16 protein-coding genes and 1 tRNA gene are annotated in these 16854 nt (G+C 61.8%); 6 read left to right on the forward strand and 11 right to left on the reverse strand.

Annotation, left to right across the window (positions count from 1 at the left end):
• Window positions 1–2: 2 nt before the first annotated feature.
• The 4 genes from ihfA (at window position 3) to BM059_RS21220 (ending at window position 1546) form a co-directional block, all read left to right on the forward strand.
• On the forward strand, window positions 3–305 hold the full coding sequence (ihfA, locus tag BM059_RS21205; protein ID WP_003243414.1) for an integration host factor subunit alpha: 303 nt from the start codon (window positions 3–5) through the stop codon (window positions 303–305).
• On the forward strand, window positions 286–642 hold the full coding sequence (locus BM059_RS21210; protein ID WP_013716019.1) for a MerR family transcriptional regulator: 357 nt from the start codon (window positions 286–288) through the stop codon (window positions 640–642). The genes ihfA and BM059_RS21210 overlap by 20 nt, the downstream gene beginning before the upstream one ends.
• 75 nt (window positions 643–717) lie before the next feature.
• Window positions 718–794: transfer RNA gene (locus BM059_RS21215), tRNA-Pro, on the forward strand.
• 356 nt (window positions 795–1150) lie between these two features.
• Window positions 1151–1546: a DUF4280 domain-containing protein gene (locus tag BM059_RS21220; RefSeq protein WP_074941239.1), complete on the forward strand. Its 396-nt coding sequence runs from the start codon at window positions 1151–1153 to the stop codon at window positions 1544–1546.
• On the opposite strand, the gene BM059_RS21225 is transcribed toward BM059_RS21220, so the two are convergent.
• The 11 genes from BM059_RS21225 to tssB all read right to left on the reverse strand — a co-directional run bounded on the left by BM059_RS21225 (window position 1547) and on the right by tssB (window position 14780).
• The gene (locus BM059_RS21225; RefSeq protein WP_037002037.1) at window positions 1547–2089 is read right to left on the reverse strand and encodes a toxin-antitoxin system YwqK family antitoxin; all 543 of its coding nucleotides are present in this window, start codon (window positions 2087–2089) and stop codon (window positions 1547–1549) included. It lies immediately after the preceding gene.
• A 7-nt stretch (window positions 2090–2096) separates the two neighbouring features.
• Window positions 2097–4103, reverse strand: coding sequence for a type VI secretion system Vgr family protein (gene tssI, locus BM059_RS21230; protein WP_074941240.1), 2007 nt, complete (start codon window positions 4101–4103; stop codon window positions 2097–2099).
• Window positions 4104–5291: a hypothetical protein gene (locus tag BM059_RS21235; protein WP_074941241.1), complete on the reverse strand. Its 1188-nt coding sequence runs from the start codon at window positions 5289–5291 to the stop codon at window positions 4104–4106.
• Between the two features lie 49 nt (window positions 5292–5340).
• Entirely contained in the window at window positions 5341–6312 is a 972-nt protein-coding gene (locus BM059_RS21240; RefSeq protein WP_074941242.1) for a hypothetical protein, read from the reverse strand.
• A gap of 42 nt (window positions 6313–6354) precedes the next feature.
• Complete coding sequence (tssH, locus tag BM059_RS21245) at window positions 6355–8904, reverse strand: type VI secretion system ATPase TssH (protein ID WP_074941243.1); 2550 nt, start codon at window positions 8902–8904, stop codon at window positions 6355–6357.
• Window positions 8904–9923, reverse strand: a complete 1020-nt coding sequence (gene tssG / locus BM059_RS21250; protein ID WP_074941244.1) for a type VI secretion system baseplate subunit TssG — start codon at window positions 9921–9923, stop codon at window positions 8904–8906. Before tssG ends, tssH begins: the two co-directional genes overlap by 1 nt.
• Window positions 9887–11674 (reverse strand): type VI secretion system baseplate subunit TssF, encoded by a 1788-nt coding sequence (tssF, locus tag BM059_RS21255; RefSeq protein ID WP_074941245.1) that lies wholly within the window; start codon window positions 11672–11674, stop codon window positions 9887–9889. Before tssF ends, tssG begins: the two co-directional genes overlap by 37 nt.
• The gene (gene tssE, locus BM059_RS21260) at window positions 11658–12098 is read right to left on the reverse strand and encodes a type VI secretion system baseplate subunit TssE (RefSeq protein WP_074941246.1); all 441 of its coding nucleotides are present in this window, start codon (window positions 12096–12098) and stop codon (window positions 11658–11660) included. Before tssE ends, tssF begins: the two co-directional genes overlap by 17 nt.
• 15 nt (window positions 12099–12113) lie before the next feature.
• Window positions 12114–12611, reverse strand: coding sequence for an Hcp family type VI secretion system effector (locus tag BM059_RS21265; protein ID WP_037002048.1), 498 nt, complete (start codon window positions 12609–12611; stop codon window positions 12114–12116).
• An 83-nt stretch (window positions 12612–12694) separates the two neighbouring features.
• Window positions 12695–14173, reverse strand: a complete 1479-nt coding sequence (gene tssC / locus BM059_RS21270; protein WP_074941247.1) for a type VI secretion system contractile sheath large subunit — start codon at window positions 14171–14173, stop codon at window positions 12695–12697.
• A 28-nt stretch (window positions 14174–14201) separates the two neighbouring features.
• Window positions 14202–14780, reverse strand: a complete 579-nt coding sequence (gene tssB / locus BM059_RS21275) for a type VI secretion system contractile sheath small subunit (protein WP_074941248.1) — start codon at window positions 14778–14780, stop codon at window positions 14202–14204.
• Between the two features lie 208 nt (window positions 14781–14988).
• Here tssB and BM059_RS21280 point away from each other — a divergent pair, with 208 nt between their 5' ends.
• Complete coding sequence (locus BM059_RS21280) at window positions 14989–15459, forward strand: type VI secretion protein (RefSeq protein ID WP_081811720.1); 471 nt, start codon at window positions 14989–14991, stop codon at window positions 15457–15459.
• 54 nt (window positions 15460–15513) lie between these two features.
• On the forward strand, window positions 15514–16839 hold the full coding sequence (gene tssK, locus BM059_RS21285) for a type VI secretion system baseplate subunit TssK (protein WP_074941249.1): 1326 nt from the start codon (window positions 15514–15516) through the stop codon (window positions 16837–16839).
• Window positions 16840–16854 lie beyond the last annotated feature (15 nt).

Genomic DNA, 16854 nt, shown 5'->3' on the forward strand with positions numbered 1-16854 from the left:
GTATGGGGGCTCTGACGAAAGCTGAGATGGCGGAACGTCTGTATGAAGAGCTCGGCCTGAACAAACGGGAAGCCAAGGAACTGGTGGAGCTGTTTTTTGAAGAGATCCGCCAGGCTCTTGAGCTGAACGAACAGGTCAAGCTGTCCGGGTTCGGCAACTTCGACTTGCGCGATAAGCGCCAGCGACCCGGCCGTAACCCGAAAACAGGGGAAGAGATTCCAATCACGGCACGCCGTGTGGTCACTTTTCGTCCAGGGCAAAAATTGAAAGCCAGGGTCGAGGCCTATGCTGGAACCAAGTCATAACGACGAACTACCGGCAATTCCCGGCAAACGCTACTTCACCATTGGTGAGGTCAGTGAACTCTGCGCGGTCAAGCCCCATGTTCTGCGTTACTGGGAACAGGAATTCCCACAGCTGAACCCGGTAAAGCGGCGGGGTAACCGTCGCTACTACCAGCGTCAGGATGTGCTGATGATTCGGCAGATTCGTGCGCTGCTGTACGATCAAGGCTTCACCATCGGCGGTGCTCGTCAGCGCCTTTCTGGTGACGAAGCCAAAGACGATACCACCCAGTACCGTCAACTGATCAAACAGATGATTGCCGAACTCGAAGACGTTCTGCATGTACTGAAGAAGTAAGGCTAAGAAAAAGTTGCCTTATTTCAAAAGCTTAATGTATAGTTCCTCCCGCTTTCGGTCACCCGGAAGCACCGTCGGGGCGTAGCGCAGCCCGGTAGCGCACTTGCATGGGGTGCAAGGGGTCGAGTGTTCGAATCACTCCGTCCCGACCAAAAAACCCTAGAAAATCCAATCACTTAGCGGTGGTTGGATTTTTTATGTCTGATGGTTTTTGCCTATCATCGAATTTTGCCCCACTTTTTGCCCCACCGGCGTTTTTACTCTGATTACGCATGCAGAGTATCTTCTCGGTAAGGAGCAGGAGTGCCCTCGGGGCCTTGGGTTAGGTACCGGATTCTGACACCCAGAATGCTCGCTCATCATGATGAGTCGGTATGTCCAGCTATATGGCATACCGTGGCAGGCTAGGTTAAGGAGTTGGTGATAGAGGTGCTTCTCATCGTTGATGAGAACTTCAGCTAGCCTGTAAACCAAGCAATTAGCGTTGTGACCGGAGGCACATCAATCTATGGGCTGTCCACAGGTATGTAGTGGCGCCACGCTGCAATGCAGTTTTGGTGTTGCTCCGAGTATGTTGAACGTGTTGCCGCAGAACCGCATGCTCACGGCTGGCATGCCGGCGGCGAACATCATGGATCACATCCCGCTGGTGAACATTCTTCCTTTCGGCATGTGCCAGAGTCTCGCCAACCCCATGGTCGCAGGCGCGACCGCTGCAGCATTGGGGGTGTTGACGCCCATGCCCTGCATACCGGCCACGGCGACGCCTTGGATTCTGGGAGGGCCGCCGACCATGCTGCTCGGCAGCATGCCGTCGCTCGATTCCAACAGCACTCTGATGTGCAATTGGGCCGGTGTGATCAAGGTAGTCATGCCCGGTCAGATGCAGATGCTGATTCCCTGATCAGGCCTCGGCCGACTCCTGCCAGCGCCGCCACCACCAGCGCAGCCGTGATATAGGCTTGCCACCTTCATCCAGCGGTCGGCCGTCCTCGGCGAACCCCTGACCTTCGTCCAGCATCTTGCCGTTGACGTAGCGGCTGCGATGCGCCATCTGGCCGTTGCCATGAAAACGCTGATAGAGGCCGTCACGCACGCCATCGCGGTACAACTCCAGTTCGGCCAGGCTGCCGTCCGGGTAGTAGCTGCTGGCTTCGCCGTGCATCAAGCCTTGGCTATAGGTGACCTTGCGCTGCAGCCAGCCTTCGGCGGCGAAGTACTGGGCCACGCCATGCAGGCGCCCATCAGCGTAGGGCAGTTGCGCCGACACCTGGCCGTTGGGGTGGTAGAGGATGCTGGGGCCTTGCAGCACGCCGTTGGCGTAGCTGAGCTGGGCCTGCGGGCGACCGGCTTCCTGGATGCGTACCGGGCCATCGAGGGCGCCGTCCTGCAGTGTGCCCTGGAGGCGGCTGTCGCCACGGGTGAGGTCGAGATTGCCGTTGGCCATGGGCGCCTCAGTTGACCTTCACCAGGCCGCCTTTGATGGTCAGCATGCCGCCGCCATCCACGGTCTGTTCAGCGGCGGCCTTGTTGGTGAGGCTGACGCCAGCGTCGTTGGTCAGGGTGGTGCCGGCCTTGTTGTCCAGGGAGGTACCCGCCTGGTTGGTGAGCGAGGTACCGGCCTTGTCGGTGAGCGCCATGCCGGCCTGGGTGGTGAGGTTCTTGTCGCTCTTGGCGGTGAAGTCGCCGCCGCTCTGCAGGGTGAGTGTGCCGGTCACCTTGATTGTGAAGTTGCCGTCCACGGTCAACTCGTAGTTGCCGCTGACCTTGTGGCTGTAGTTGCCGCCGGTGCTGTGGGTCTGGTCGGCTCCGACGCTGACGGTGCGGCTGTCCTTCACGTCGAGGGTGTCGCTGCCGGTCTGGATGGTTACCGTGCGCTGACCCTTCTCCAGGGTGATGGTCTCGTCGCCTTCCTTCACCGTGCGGGTGCGGGCGTTCTGCACCGTGAGGGTTTCATCGTGGCCGATGGTGGCGGTGCTGTCGTTGAGCACGTTGACCTTCATGTCCTTCTGCGCCTGGAGGAAGACTTCCTCGGCGTCCTTCTTGTCCTCGAAGCGCAGTTCGTTGAAGCCGCCGCCGCCCTTGGAGGAATTGGTCTTGATGCCGGACTGGGTTTGGTTGTCCGGCAGGGCGTAGGGCAGGGTGTTGTCGCCGTTGTAGAGGCAGCCGGTGACCAGCGGGCGATCAGGGTCGCCATCGATGAAGGTGACGATCACCTCCTGGCCTATACGCGGGATGAACTGCATTCCGAAGCCCTTGCCGCTCCAGGGCAGCACCACGCGCACCCAGCAGGACGAGGTTTCGTCGTTCTTGCTGTCGCGATCCCAGGGGAACTGGATCTTGATGCGGCCGTACTGGTCGGTCCAGATCTCCTCGCCGGATTTGCCTACCACCTGCGCGGTCTGGGTGTGCATGCGCGGCTTGGGCGTGAGCCGGGGCGGGCGGTAGGCGGTTGCCTTGGGGATGGCCTCGAAGCGGTTGCGGTAGTGCTCGTGGCTGGCGTCATGGGTGACGGCGGTCACCACCCAATCTATGTTTAGGCTGGCGTCGTCATGCCCGGTGAGAGTGAACCAGTGGCCGGGCACCAGCCAGCGGCAGTCGCTCTCGCCGATCAGGCGTTTCTCCTGGCTGCGCAGCGCGTCTACGCGCTGCTTGGTCAGCGCATCGCCGCGCGCCTTGGCGATATAGCCGCCTGGATGTTCGTACATCGACAACGGTCCGGCCACCGCCTCGGCCTGGCTGTAGAGCGAGGTGGTGGGAGTGGTGAAGGCATAGTCCGTGGCGCTGTACACCCCGCTTACCGCCTGCACGCTGTACTGCGCCGAGCGGATACCATGCAACTCGCGCACGCCGATGCCCTGACCCAGGTAGGGCACTTTCGGCCCGTTGGGGATCTGCACAAAGGCATCGCTGCTGTCGCCCAGCACCAGCGTGTGCTTGCCGTTCTCGTGGGTGAAGAACCAGAAGATGCCTTCCTCCTCCAGCAGCCGCGAAACGAAGGCGAAATCCGTTTCCCCGTACTGCACGCAATACTCGCGCGGCTCGTAGCTGCCGGTTAGCGACAGCTTGAAATCGGTGAAGCCGTGGGCCTTGAAGATGGTGGTGACGATGTCGCTGGTGGACAGGTTCTGGAAGACTCGGTTGTTGCTGGCGAGCGTTAGCCACCAGAGCCAGGGGCGTAGCACCAACTGATAGCGCTCGGCAGTGGCATCTGCAGGGAGCTGGCGGATTTCGGCGATCAGGGCGTCAAGGGGGCGTTGCTGGTTATCGTTGTGGAGGATCGTGGTGACATGGGCTGTCACAGCGTTCGCCAAGTTCAGCGCGCAGTCGCTGTTTCCAAGGAGGACGAGTTCGCCAAGTGAATCCATAGCCTCGTGGCTTGAAAATGACTCACAGTACAACGCAGAGAGAACGGCAGTATCGAGTGTCAGGCTGGTGTTGGCATCGTTGAGCTGCGGCATCTATTGGTCCAGATCCATTCCCACTGTAGTGGGCGCATTGGCGAAAATCTGGTTGCCGGCGTTGGCCTGGGTAAACAGGGCGGGGCAGTTATAGGGTGTCAAGTCGGTCATGTGGATGATCTTCGAGTGTTGCTGTGTGCCGTGAAGTGAGTGGAATATCAGGCCGCGCACTGGGACGGTGTTGTTCACCATGGCATTCAGCATCTTTTTCGCGAGTCGTGTATTGGTCGTCGCGGTGTGAATGTAGGAAGCCTCTCCAGCGGCCATCGAAATCAGGCAGGAAAACACCCAGCGTGGCGACATCTGCGCTCCGTCGGCTGGGTGTCCGAGGTGGGCGCGGTAGCTGCCCTTTGACTCAACGATGATGTACTCCTCGACGGTATTGGTTTGCAGGTTGCGCTTGACCCATATCTGGTCGATACCGTTGGGCCGGGCGCCATTGGGCGATTTGCCCATCTTCATCTGGTATTCATGGCTCAAGACCGTCAGCATGATTTTTGCCGCCGCATACTCTCCGCGCGTTTCGGTGATTTGCTGCGCGCGAGACATGTCGCTGCTCAGATTCGTGTAGTGATGGCTAAGACGAGTGGCGGATTTCTCGCCATGTCGGAACGTTCGCTCGTGCTCCCAAAACAGCCAGGTGAACACCTTGCTGTACAACCCCTGATTTGAGGCCTTGAGTCTGGCAAGATGTTTGGCCGAGCTGGCCGAAAAGTTGGGATTGTTTTGCGGAGTGCTTGCCCCCTGCAGGTGTTTCGCCACCCTCTCGTGATGCGTGATGATCCAGTCGGCATCTGCATTGCTCGTTCCAAAGAGCATGCTCGAGTTCAGCAATAGCCCGTCGGTGTGCCGCGCGTCGCGCTTCAGGGCCTTTTCAATTAGGGCTTGATCTTCGGTGTCGAGCAGAATCAGTTGCGCAGCGCTACGGGAACTGGTGCTCTGGTTGTGGCGATTGAGTTGAGTCGTGACCACAGAGGCGCTCTGATCCGTGAGGTTCTGAACGCCAATGGTTCCCAGAGGAGTGTACGGATACTGCTGGGTGGAGAGTCGTAGGGGATCTCCTTGGATCTGGGGGTTATCGAAATGCAGGTAGCGCTCGTTGCCCGATGGCCTCCCCGCCGGGAGTAAGGCGAAAAGTGCCGCATTCAGAGTTTCTTTGATGTTGATGTAACTATTGAGGTTGTTCACCGACGATACCTCCGCAACCTTGGCGAATCCATCCGGAAAGATTTTGGGTTCACTCTTCTGTGTCTTCCTCGTCCGCTTCGTCGAGCTCCCTTTCGATGTCGTCATCGCCCAAATGCTGGGCTATGTGAAAGTCGATGTCCTGCTCTTCCAGCAATTGCTCAGCGTCGATGGCGAGCAGATCGGCCGCCTTACCGAGAACCTTCCGGCAGCTCTCCTTGAACACCACGCGAACATGGTCGTACTGCAGCCCGCGCAGGGAATGCGAGGCATGGAAATGCATGTTTATCCGTATCGGATCACAGGTGACCGTGCTGGCCTGTCCGACGTCGATGATTCGCGGCAGATAGGTGCATACGGTACCGATGTGTGTGCCCGGTAGTGTGGGGCAGGACACGTCGACGTGGAGCTGGATCTCGTTGTCGCTCATTTTCTTGAGCAGGTTGCTGCAGAAGATCAACGCATCCTCGACACCGATCTGCAGGGAGTTGGAGTCTCGGCTACCTGCCACCAGATTGTTGTCCGATTGGGGGCCGCCGTGACTGTGCGCTTGCAGGTGCAGCCACTCGTGTCGGCCGGTGCGGGTAACGAAGCCACTTTTCCTAGTGTTCTCCAATATATGGTCATGAGCGCTCTGGTTGCCCATGACTGCGTATTGGGTCTTCTTGCGCTTCTTGAGCAGTAGCGTGTGCGGTACCAGGTAACTCAGGAACTTGGTTTCCTGCGGAACATAGGAAGGCGCTGGCAGCGGTAGTTCGAATGAGACATGATTTCGGATGGCGCTGAATTTAGTGCTTTCGCGCGTGCGCATTCCGCGCTGGAAGTACGTCCGCTTGCCGATGTGGCGGTTGCCGACCTGACGAAAGATCATAATCTCGTTGTTTTTGGCGACAGTAACTTGATAAATGCTGTTTCCAAACCTCACTGCGGTGACTTTCTTCCGAGCGGCCTTCAGGTTGAAGGACTTGTTAATACGAACGAACTCTTCCGTATTCTTCTTGACCCGTTTCAGGTGTGAGGGCATGTGCTTATTCCTTTTATCGGTCTGGAGCTCGTTGCGCGTGGGTTACTCAAGAACCCACTCCGCCAGCTTCCCCGTCACCTGCGCCATTAGTACATTCTCGATATCCCGTGCTCCGGCCGAACTGCACTTGGCGAGTACGGCCTTGACGATGGCCGGATCGAAATCGAATTGCTTACCGGTTGCGGCCTTGTAGCGTTCTCGCAGTTTTTCCAGCTTGGCCAGGACGATGCCTTCCAGCGTGGCCTCAAGCAGCGGGCGGTAGGGCACCACGGTCATGCGGGCGAGGAAGGCGGGGCGGAAGGCCTGTAGCAGTATCTTGCGCAGGCGTTCGTTGAAGACATCGCTGCCGAGCTGGTCGGTGGGAGTGTCCAGCACCAGTTCGGCGCCGACGTTGCTGGTGGCGAGCATCACGGTGTTCTTGAAGTCCACCACCAGGCCGGTGCCGTCTTCCATCACGCCCTTGTCGAAGACGTTGTAGAAGGCTTCCAGCACGTCGGGGTGGGCCTTTTCGATTTCGTCTAGCAGCACCACGGAGTAAGGACGGCGGCGCACCGCTTCGGTGAGCACGCCGCCGCTGCCGTAGCCGACGTAGCCGGGCGGGGCGCCTTTGAGCTGGCTGACGGTGTGGGCCTCTTGGTACTCGGAGAGGTTGATGCTGATGAGGTTTCGTTCACCGCCGTAGAGCGCGTCGGCCAGGGCGTAGGCGGTCTCGGTTTTGCCGACCCCAGTGGGGCCGACCAGCAGGAATACACCCACCGGCTTGGCCGGGTCGGTGAGTCCGGCGCGGTAAGCCTGGATGCGTTGAGCGATGGTGGCCAGGGCGCTGTCCTGGCCCATTACTCGCTGGCTTAGGCGCTGGCCGAGGGTACGCACGGCATAAGCTTCGTCGGCGAGCATCTTGCCGATGGGGATGCCAGTCCAGCCGGCGATCACGGCGGCTACGGTGCGTGAGTCCACCTGCTCGGGCACCAGCGGGTCGTCCTGGCGGATAGCGTCGAGACCCGCCTCCAGGCGCGCCAGTTCGGCGGCCAGATGGTCGATGCGTTCGTCCACGGCCTCGTCGGGCTGGCTGGCATCGGCGCTTTCGCTCAGGGCCAGCAGTTCGCGACGTGCTTCCAGGAGTTCGCGTACGGCTTCGCGCTCTTCGCCCCAGCGGGTGTCCAGTTCACGAATGGCACTGCGGTTGCCAGTGGACTCTTGCTCCAGAGCGTTGATTCGCTCGCGGTGGTCTAGACCGGTGGTCTGTTCACGGCGCAGGCGCTGTAGTTCTTCGCTTACGGCTACTTCGCGGTGGCGCAGGCTTTCCAGCGGTGGCGGCATGTCGTGCTGGCTGAGTGAGACGCGGGCGCAGGCGGTGTCGAGCACGCTGATGGCCTTGTCCGGCAGCTGGCGGCCGGAGATGTAGCGGTGGGAGAGCTTGACTGCGTCCTGGATGGCGCTGTCGAGCACCTGTACGCCGTGGTGCTGCTCCAGCTTGGCGGCGACACCGCGTAGCATTTCCACAGCGGTGGCCTCGTCGGGTTCCTCTACCTGTACCAGCTGGAAGCGGCGGGCCAGGGCGGGATCCTTCTCGAAGTACTTTTTGTATTCCAGCCAGGTGGTGGCTGCCAGGGTACGCAGTTCGCCACGTGCCAGGGCGGGCTTGAGCAGGTTTGCGGCGTCGCTGCCGCCTTCGCTGCCACCTGCACCGATCAGGGTGTGGGCTTCGTCGATAAACAGGATGATTGGTTGTTCGCTGCTGCGCACGGCGTCGATCACGCCTTTTAGGCGTTGCTCGAACTCCCCTTTGACCCCCGCACCGGCCTGCAGCAGGCCGAGGTCGAGCACCCGCAGGATGACGTTCTGCAAAGGTGGGGGCACGTCACCGGCGGCGATGCGCAGGGCCAGCCCTTCGACCACGGCGGTCTTGCCGACGCCGGGGGCGCCCACCAGGATGGGGTTGTTCTGTCGCCGACGCAGGAGGATGTCGATGCTTTGGCGGATCTCGCTGTCGCGACCGACGATGGGGTCGATGCGCCCGGCGCGCGCGTCGGCGGTAAGGTCCTGGGTGTACTGGTCGAGCACACTGTCCTGGGGGGCTTCCTGAGCAGGGCGAGGCTTGTCCGCCGGACGTGAGCCGCTGGTGTGCTCGCGGGAGGCCTGGGTCCACTCCAGCAAGTTGGTGCGCAGGGCTTCGCGAGGAATACGCAGCAGCGAAGAGGCGCTGTTGAGTAGCAGGCTGCGGCGTTCGTCGCGATCCAGCAGGGCGAGCAGCAACAGGCCTGAACGGATGCTGGCCTGGCCCTGCACGCTGGCCTGCACCACCGCGTCTTCCAACAGACCGATGGTCTGGGCGGAAAGCGCAGGGGTACGGGTGCTGCCGGACTTGAACAGCTCAAGTGCACGGTTGGTCTCGGTGGCTACGCTGTCGCGCTCCAGACCGAAGCGGGGCAGTAGCCAGGCGAGGTCACCACCTTCTATGTCGAGCAACTCCAGTAGCAGGTGTTCGATCTCCACATAGTGATGGGTGCGCTGCAGGCAGCGCTGGGCAGCACGCTCCAGGGCACGGCGGCTGTCTGCGTTGAGGCGGCCGATCAGCGCGGCGAGCTCCATCAGGTCATCTCCTTGAGCCGCAGGCGGGTATCGATGCGTTGCAGGGCGCTGTCAGTTGCCAGATGCAGGCCGCCGCTCCAGCACAGGCGCGGCGGCTGCCGGCGATTCAGTCGCAGCGGCGCGCTGGGGCGTACCAACAGGCGCAGGTGGCAGTCCAGGTCGGGGCCGAGGTAGAGGCCGGTGAGGTCGGCGAGGCGTTGGTGCTGCGCGCCTCCGGGCAGGTAGGCGTTGGCTTGCTCGGTGCTCAGCGGGCCGAGAGTGAGGCGGATGCCGGCGTGCTCTTCCCAGACCCGAGTACCGGCGACGGCGTCACGACCCAGGCCGAGGTTGCGGCCGCCGCGTTGCAGGCGGCTACGGCTGGCTGAGGGGATCTTCCGCCAGGCGCCCTGGTAGGCCTCGTAGTCCACCGCCACGCCGAACTGGTGGCGTACCAGTGCGGCTAAACCAGCCAGAGAGCGGCGCGGGCCGTTGAACAGTGCGGCGCGGGCCGTTACGGCGGCGTCTGGTAAAACCATGCGCTGTTGCAGGCTGCGCGGCAGCAGGCCGGCCAGGGCCAGTAGTGACGGATGCACGGGAGCTTGTTCGGGAGGCAGGAAGCCGAGTGCCAGGCGATGACGGCCCAGCACCCGGTAGAGCTGGGCGAGCAGGCGGTTGTGGAACAGGTCGAGGAATTCCGCTGGACCGTGGTCTTTGTGGCGCGCGCGTTGCTGCAGCCATTCCTGGTAGGCGTAGGGCAGGGGGCCGTCGGGGCCGCCGAGGCCGAATACCGCGGTGCTGAGGACGGGCGTCTGCCCGGGCTGTTCCTCCAAGTCTTCCACCTGGCTAGCGGAGAAGGTCGGTGTGAGCGGCCCGCGCAGGCGCAGGGCTTCATCGTCCGGGCTGCTGCCCTGGCCCAGTGGAGTGGCATCGGGTCGCTCGCGTTCCAGCAGCAACAGGGCCTGGAGAAATTCGAAGGCCTGGGGCTTTTCGCGCAGGCGCTGGCTCAGAGGCTGAGGGGCTTGCCGGCCTGGGGCTGCCATGTCCGAACCTCCTTGTCAGCGTCCACCAGCACTGTGCGCACGAAGCGGTTGGGTGTGGCATAGAGGGAAAAGAACTGCGCCAGCACGGCGGAGAACAGCACGGCGCTGACACCCGCGAAATGCTGCGGGTCGAGGCGGATACGCACCTCCAGGCCGTTGCGCCAGCCGCGCCAGGCGTCCTCGCCGACCCGCGCCATCACCCGCTCGCAGGTAAGCTCCACCAGACCGTCCACCTGGCGCCGGGCCCCTGCCTCGTCTCGCAGGTTGTGTAGATGCAGCAGCTCGTGCAACGCGTCGAGAGCCTCGGGGCCTTCCACCAGGGACAGGTGGTTGAGGCTCAGTTGGGACACCAGGCGCCAGCGCGAAGGGCCGGACAGGCGCGGCAGGCTCTGCGGTGTCGGCGGTGTCAGCAAACTGGCCAGGGCCACCGGACCGGGGCGCTCGAAGCCCAGGCGGGTACCGGCTGGCAGGTTTTCGGCTAGGTGGCGGTTAGTGCAGAGCAGCTCGGCGGTGAGGCTGTACTCGGGGGCGTCCTGCAGTGGGTCGAAGGCGGTGTCCACCAGGCTTAGTAACAGGTCGCTGCCGGAGCGTGCCGGGTTCAGTCCCTGGACACGGCGGGCATGCCAGTACAGACCTTCGCTTGCGTGGTTGTGGCCGTAGTAGGCCGGCACGTGGCGTACCCCTTGTAGAGTTGCGGCACGCATGTTGCGAATGCTGTGGATCTCTACACTGTTCTCGCGGTGGGCGTCGGCCACCAGGCGGTATTCGCTGCGGGTGCCGTCCGGACGCAATGGTTCCGAAGTGCGTGGGAACAGGTTGATGGCCGGGGCACAGCCCAGGCGCAGCTCGCTGGCCTGCAGGTGCGGTCGGCCCAGCGGGGCGCGGTCGAAGGCAATCAGCACCTGGCAATCTCGCCCGCCGACGGCCGATGGCAATAGCGGCAGGTCGAAGAAGCCAAACTTGTCGGGGAAGGCAAAGTATTCCGCAAGCAGGCGCAGGCCAGGGTGCTGGCTGTCCTCCTCGGGCAGTAGCGCCTGGTCGTCGGCGAAACCCACCGGGGCGACCTCGCCGAGTACCGCTTGCAGTGGGCCTGTCGGCGCGCCGCTCCATACCCCGAGACTATGGGCCGCGAGTAGGTCGTAGAGGGTGGCGTTGGTCATCGGTGAGGCGGCCAGGTGCACCCGCAGGCGTCGCACCGGCAGTTGTGCCCAGTCGAATTCGCCCAGACATTCCAGGTTCAGGCGCAGAGCCGAGCGTGCACGCGGGTGGCCAGAAAAAGCCACGGCGGCGTCGCCATCGAGCAGCGTCGCCTCACTGATACGTAGAGGCCAGAGCACTGCCTCGGCGCTGGTGCGCAGGTGCACGCTGGCACCGTCGCGAGTGGTGACGAACAACGGTGTGTCGCGTGGCAGGACGTAGCCCTCGGCCAGGCTACCCTGGGTCGGGTCCGGCTCGAATTGTACGATGGCGCAGGAGGGCAGGGGGCGCAGGGCTAGCGGATAGAGCTGTTCCAGCAGGGCGTCGCTGAATTCTGCGTAGTCATCGTCGAGGCGCCGATGCAGTCGCGCGCTGAGCAGCGCGAAGCCTTCCAGCAGCCGTTCGACGTGAGGGTCTGGGCATTCGCCGGGGGCCAGTTCCAGGCGTCGGGCCACCTTCGGGTACCGCTGGGCGAAGCCGGTGCCAGCGTGGCGCAGCCAGGTGAGTTCGCGCTGGTAGTAATTCAGCAGATCGGCATCAATCGAGTCGCTCATGGCGCACCTCTAGGCCGTTGTTGCCGGGGGCGAGGAGGAACAGCGCCGGCCAACTGCGGCGACCGCTGCGCAGATGCCCGGCCAGGCTGATACCGAGGCGTTGGGGCTGGTCCGGTAGTGCCTCGACGTCGATCTCGCTCAGTTGCAGGCGTGGCTCGAAGTGCTGCACAGCAGCGCGTAGTTCCCGCAGCAACAGGCGGCGGTCATCAACCCGCAGAGCCTGCAGGGCGCTCCAGTCGAGAATGCCGTAGTCGAGTACGGTGAGCTGTTGCCCGTTGGTGCGTGAGGGGCGACGGGTGTTGAGCAGGCGCGACAACTCCTGGCGTACGGACTCTGCCAACGCATCGTGGTCGAAGTCCGGCGCCTCGTCCGCCTGGGCGGAGAGACGCTCGAACAGAGGGGGTAGCAGTCCGCTGTAAGGCATGGCGCGTTGGCGTCCTTACTTGACGAGCTTGTTGGCGGCCAGATCCCAGGTGGAGGCGGCGGTGCCTTCCTTGGTGCCATCGTCCTTCTGTGCGGTGAGCTCCCATTTGATTTTGGTGAAGTTCAGCGACAGGGTTTCCACCGGCTTGCCGCCGGCACCACCGCTGACGCTGACGTTGGACAGCACCACATTGTCGAGGGTGTAGACGATGAAGGGCAGCAGCTTGCCGTCGCCCTCGGCGGCGTTGCGGCCGATGGTGATCGTGGCTGTGGTGATGGGCTTTCCTGCGCAGCAGAACTCGTTGAGCGAGGGCGTTGAGGTATCGACGAACTTGGTTACGGTGAACTCGCCGATGTGCGGCTTGCCGGAGGTTCGCTCTGAGTTGCTGACGTCGTTGGTGACCTGCATCGCCACGTTGTGGCTGTAAGACATCAATTCGATCTTATCGGTGTAGCCCTCGAGCAGGCTGTCGCCTTTGATGTCGTCGCCGAGGTCGAGAATGATGGCATCCATCTGCGGATAACTCCTGGGTCTGGAAACGGGGTGGATCTTGAGGTGGGCGAGCCCCCGCCGGCCGAACCGGCGGGAGCGTCGGATCAGGCAGCTACTGGTGGCGGCAGGTTAGCGACCAGACGGATCGAGGCAGTTAGCTCTTCCAGTTGGAAGTGCGGCCGCAGGAACACCGTGGCGCGGTAGACGCCTGGCTTGCCTGCGACTTCCGAGACGTCTACGCGGGCTTCGCGTAGGGGGTACTGGGCCTTGATCTCCTGGGGCGCGTTGTCATTGATCAGCACATAGTCCGCGATCCAATTGTTGAGGTAGGTCTGCACGTTGTCGCGGGTCATGAAGCTGCCCACCTTGTCGCGCATGATCACCTTCAGGTAGTGGGCGAAGCGCGAGGCCGCCAGCACGTACGGCAGCATGGCCGAGATGCGAGCGTTGGCGTTGGCCTCGTTGGTGTTGTAGAGCTTGGCCTTGTTGGTGGTTTGGCCGCCGAAGAACACGGCCATGTCGGTATTCTTCTTGTGGCAGAGAGAGATGAAACCGAGGTCGTTCAGCTCCTTCTCGCGGCGGTCGGTAATCGCTACTTCGGTCGGGCACTTCAGCGATAGGTCGCCGGACAGGGTGCGGAAGGTGTGGGCCGGCAGGCCCTCCACCGCACCACCGCCCTCGGCGCCACGGATCGCCGCACACCAGCCGTACTTGGCAAAGGCGCTGGTGATGCGTGTGGCCATCAGCCAGGCGGCATTACCCCAGAGGTACTTGGAGTGGTCGGTACCGTTGACGTCCTCGAGGTAGTCCATGCCTTCCACTGGCTTGGTATCTGGGCCATAGGGCAGGCGCAGCAGGAAGTTCGGCAGCACCAGGGAGACGTAGCGCGAATCCTCGCCCTCACGGAAGCTGCGCCACTTGATCAGCTCCAGGCTCTCGAAGATCTTGCTGAGATCGCGAGGCACGGCCAGTTCGGTGAAGCTGTTCATGTCGAACAGCTTGGGGTTAGCTGCGGCGATGAAGGGGGCGTGAGCGGCTGCCGCGACGTTGGAAAGCTTCTCCAGCAGGGCGACGTCCTGGGGATGGCGGCCGAAGGCATAGTCGCCCACCAGCAGGCTGAATGGGTGTCCGCCGAAGGTGCCGTATTCCTCTTCGTAGATCTTCTTAAACAGCGCACTTTGGTCGAACTCGACGGCTTTCTCCAGATCGTTCTGCAGTTCCTTCTGGGTGACGTTCAGCAGGCGCAGTTTCAGGCGGCTACTGGTCTCCGTTTGATCCACCAGCATATGCAGGCCGCGCCACGAGGCTTCCAGTTTTTGCAGGTCCGGGTGGTGCAGCACCTCGTTGAGTTGGTCGCTGATCAGCTTGTCGATCTGGCTGATGCGATCATTGATCATGGCCACGGTGTCCTTGTCGATAGCCATGCCTTCGTCAAGAACTTGAGTGGCGAACTCCGCGAGCATGTCGCGGGCATATCCCTGCTGGCTTTCGTCGTGGGCCATACGGCCATCGGCAATGATACGGTCGAGCAGGGTTAGGGTCTGTGTCGTGCTCTCGCTGGAAGCACCGGCTTGGGTGGCCATTGCGTTATCTCCGGGATTTCAGGGGCGGTCAGGCCTGGCGTTCGGTCGGTGCTTCATCATTGCCAGTTGGGTTGTCGGCTGTAGCTTCGCCTGCAGCTGGGGCTGGAGCTTCGTCGTCGGGGCGTGCGGATTTGATCTCCTGCAGACCTTCGGTATTGCTCACTACGTCCTGCAACAGTTTGTCGAGGTCATCGTTGCCATCGAGTTTGGTGAGCAGGTCGCGCAGACGCTGACGCGCTTCGTACAAGCGGCGTAGGGGAGTGATTTGCTTGACGATGTTTACAGGGTCGAAATCGTCGAAGTGGCGGAAGCGAAGCTCAACGTTGAGTTTGCTGTCGTCGCCGCTGATGGTGTTTTCCACCTGCAGGGTACTGCGCGGCTCGATGGAGGCGAGCACTTCGTTGAAGTTGTCGCGGTCGATCTCGGTGAAGCGCCGGTCAATCAGCTTGGGCAGTGGCGTTTCGGGTTTGCCGGAGAGGTCGGCGAGGATACCAACCACGAGTGGCAGTTCCTTCTTCTCGGTCGCGTTGCCGATCTCGACGTCGTAGGTAATCTGGACTCGTGGCGGGCGAATTCGGTCCAGCTTGTGTTGCGTGCTCTCAGCCATGTTGGTTGGGCTCCGGGACAGTACCTGGAGCGCAATGCAGTGGACGAATCCCGTGCTCGCACTCCTTTGCTGGACCGCGACTGCAACGGGTAGCTGAAAACCGAGCCCGTCCTTGGCGATCCATCCACATCCGTCATGAGGACGAACTTTCATAGACGCTAGATCACGTCTATAAATTTGCAAATGTGAATTTCAAGGTGAAATCTTCATGACACAGGGACGTTTGATCTCCCGCCTTTCTGCTGTGCTGTTAGGTCTGAGTCTTGTACTGACCGGGTGTGGTTTTCGAGGTGAGAGGATCGGTCTGGACAGCCTGACGCTCGACGTGGCGGAGCGCGCCAACGACGACACGCCCATTGCCGTGGACTTCGTCGTTGTATTCGACTCTGACCTGCTCAAGTTGCTATCCGAGATACCTTCCAAACAGTGGTTCTCCGAGCGAGACCAGTATCGCCGCGACTATCGTCAGCTATTTTCGGTATGGAGCCTGGAGCTCGTGCCGGGACAGTTTCGCGATGTTCGCGACTTTCCTTTTGCCGGTGACAAGGCGGCTGGACTTTTGGTGTTCGCCGGCTATAACACACCAGGCGTGCACCGTTTGCGCCTGAGCGAATCAGGCCGTGTGTGGCTTCGTTTCGATAGCAGGGAGATGCGCTTGTTGACGGATCGGGATCGTTAGCAAGCGCCGTGCGCGTGTGTGCATGCCGAACAGCGGATGTAAAAGGGGAGTGGTATGAAGGTGTTGCCGGATGCAGTCTGCTGGCACGAGGGCATGCAACTGTTGCCTCAGCATTTCCAATTGCAAGGCATACGCGCGGAGGTTATCGCTGCGCTCTGTGCCAGAGCCAGCAATCCGTGGTTCTGGGGAGTGACCGAGTTGCAAGTCGACCCCGTCGCGCTTAGTACCGGCCTGGTACGTATCCAATCTATCGAGGCGATTTTGCCAGACGGTTTGCCCGTCAGCGTGCAACCTGGAAGCGGCAAGGTTGTGGCGCTTGACGTCGGGCCTGCCGTGTCGGCATCGGTCAATGCCTGTGTAACGGTCTACCTGGCAGTCAATCCGCTTGGGCGCAGCGGTCAGGTACTGCCGCTCAACGGACGACTGCAGTCACACCTGGCAGAGGCGGTGCCTGATCTGGCCAGCGGTGAACATCCAGAGCCGATCCTCGTCTGGCGCCCCAACCTGCGCCTGGTTACCGATAGCGATAGGGCCGATTCGATCTGCCTGCCCTTGTTGCGGATATCCAAGGAGGGGGGCGGTTTCGTCAGGCAACCCTACGTGCCACCGATGGGGCTGATTCTGCCGGAGTCGGATTTGGGGCAGATGGTCTCTGCGCTATGCGCAAGGGGGCGGGAGAAATGCATGTTCCTTGCCGGCCGGCTGCGTCAGGCCGAACAAGCGGGAAATCGTGATGACGCGCAGGAGCTCAGGCGACAACTGACGGCGCTGTGGGCCCGCCTCCCAGAGGTTGAAGTCGCGTTGAACAGCCGAGTGGCGACCCCGGCGAGTCTGCATGGCTTACTGGCCGGATTGGCAGGGGCTTGGAGTGCATTGGATGCTTTGAACGGCGTTCCTGCGTTCGCTCCTCTTGACTTCCTCGAGCTCAAGCGAGGCTTCGACGAAGTGATCGAGTGGCTTCACCGGAAGCTGGACAGCATCCGCGTCGGGTACCGTTGCCTGGTGTTCGAGCAGTCCGAGCAGGGCTTTGCCATTGATTTGCCAGATGCCCAGGCAGGCCGCCAGCGTCTTGTCGTGGGGCTGCGCATGCCTGCGGGTACCGGCCAGGAGGCCGCGCAGGCGTGGTTGGGGCAGGTGGTAATTGCTTCGCGGCAGCACGTACCCACACTCGTACAGCAGCGTATGAGCGGCTTGCTTCATCAGCCCATGAACCGCAACGAACGAGCCGCGTACGGAGTGGGGGAGGAAACGCACCTCTTTCTGATCCAGGCCTCCGGTGACTGGTTCGATCCCGAACAGCCACTGTGCTTGGCCGTCACTTCGCAGAGAGCGATTGCAAGTCCCTGGCAGGTTCTTTTATTCACGACCGATAGCCACTGAAATCAGCCTTCCCAA

The sequence above is a fragment of the Ectopseudomonas composti genome, from assembly GCF_900115475.1.
GTDB classification, from domain to species: domain Bacteria; phylum Pseudomonadota; class Gammaproteobacteria; order Pseudomonadales; family Pseudomonadaceae; genus Aquipseudomonas; species Aquipseudomonas composti.